At 25.8% G+C, this 2,067-nt stretch carries 2 protein-coding genes; both read left to right on the plus strand.

Going from position 1 to position 2,067, the window contains the following annotated elements; all coding sequences use genetic code 11:
• A partial coding sequence (locus PVA17_RS24655) for an ABC transporter ATP-binding protein (RefSeq protein ID WP_274069323.1) occupies positions 1-1,623 on the plus strand: 1,623 nt, incomplete at its 5' end.
• A gap of 33 nt (positions 1,624-1,656) precedes the next feature.
• On the plus strand, positions 1,657-2,067 hold a 411-nt coding region (locus PVA17_RS24660), incomplete at its 3' end, for a MauE/DoxX family redox-associated membrane protein (protein ID WP_337993636.1).

Genomic DNA, 2,067 nt, shown 5'->3' on the forward strand with positions numbered 1-2,067 from the left:
AATGGGGAATCTGAACTAAAAAAATTAATAATTCTTTTTTTGTTTCAAATTTTACTATTAATTATTCCGTATTTTATAAATCACTTGCTTGCAATAAATGAACAAATACTTACAAATAAAGTAACAAAAATCCTTACAAATGAAATTTTTTTTAAAACCTCTCAAACAGAATTTTTAAATTTTGAAAACCCGGAATTTTATGATTCTTACCAAAGAGTTATTTCAAACAAAGAAAACTTGAATAATGCTTTTAATGCTTTGACTTATCTTGTTAGTGCTTTAATAAGTCTAATATCTTCACTGGCATTACTAACAATTATTGATAATTTAGTTGTAATAGTAGTAATTTTGGGGGTTATTCCTTATTTCATTATTCAGCTAAAATTTTCTAAAAAAAATTTCCTATTTTTATCAAATTTAATACCTATACATAGGAAGGAACAGTATATCTCATTTGTACTTAGCCAACGAGATATGTTAAAGGAGACCATTATTTTTAATAGCTTTGATTTCTTTGTGAAAAGGTGGAATAACTATTTTCATGAATATACAGATTCCGAAATAAACTTTCTTAAAATTAAAACTAAATATCTTTTTTTATCAGAGATAATTTTAGTTCTAACATATGCTTTTGCTGGGATTATTGTAATTTTGAATTTACAAACAAGTACTACAGCTGGGGGGGTATTAGCAACTTTACAATCAATTCAGTTATTACAAAGCAATTTAAGTCTTTCTACTAAATATTTTTCAGATTATAAAAATTCTTCTTACTTTATTAAAGATTTTCTGGAATTTGTAAAAACTCCAGGAAAATCAGAAAAGGAGTATTCAGTATCAATTAAAGAAGAGTTTAGAATAAAAAATATTAAAATTAATGATCTTTCTTTTAAATATCCGAATATGAGTGAAAATATATTAAAAAATATAAATTTGGAAATAAATTATGGCGAGAAGGTTGCTATTGTCGGTCAGAACGGTAGTGGCAAAACAACCTTAATGAAAACTATTTTAGGCCTATATTCTAACAAAAGTGAAAATATAAAAATAAACAATATTAAATTTAATGATTTGGACATTAAGAAATATCAAGAAAAAATTTCTGTGTTATTTCAAGACTTTGTCCATTATGAACTTACAGTTAATGAAAATATTTCGTTTGAAGATGTTGATAATTCTGATCGTTCCCGCATCAAAAATGCTATCAATAAGGTTGGCTTAACAGAATTTATTGAAGCTTTACCTCAAAAGTATGACTCAGTATTGGGTCGACAGTTTGCTGGGGGAAATGAATTATCAGGAGGTCAATGGCAAAAAATTGCTTTGGCAAGAGCTTTATATCGTAATAGTGATTTAATTGTGTTGGATGAACCGTCTTCTGCGCTTGATCCGATTGCAGAAAAAGAAGTTATGAATAACCTTTTAAATATTTACGAAGGTTCAATTTTATTTGTTACTCATCGATTAAAAATAGCCGCCTTAGCAGATAGAATTATCGTTTTAAAAAATGGTGTAATTATAGAAGAAGGTACTCATCAGGAGTTAATAAATAAAAAAGGATATTATAACGAAATGTATAATGCCCAAAATAACATTCATAATATTGATTTTTTAGTTCACTAAAAACTTTTTAAGAATAATTAGGAGGGAAGAATTTTGTATTCTATATATTGGATGAGTAATTTTCTTTTAATTTTTTTAATATTCATTTTTAGTACTTCTGCTTTGGATAAAGCAATTAATTTTAAGAAAAGTATTGTAACTTTTTCTAATTTTGGAATTAAGGAAAATTATGCTCAGATTGCTTTAGTCTTTTTATTAGTCGTGGAATTTTATATTGCTATATCTTTGAAATTAATGGGCGTTACATTAATTAATTTACTTTTAATCACACTTTTTTTTAGCATTGTATCAGTAGTAATATTTATCAATATCAAGAACGGGAAAAAAAATATTTCCTGTGGCTGTGGTGGGATTTTAGAAAATGATACTCTATCCTATTCGATCATCATTAGGAATATAATTTTTATTCTAATAAGCTTATGTTTATACGATAAAGAATTAGAT

The sequence above is a fragment of the Lysinibacillus sp. CNPSo 3705 genome (genome assembly GCF_028674935.1).
In the GTDB taxonomy this organism is placed as follows: Bacteria; Bacillota; Bacilli; order Bacillales_A; family Planococcaceae; genus Lysinibacillus.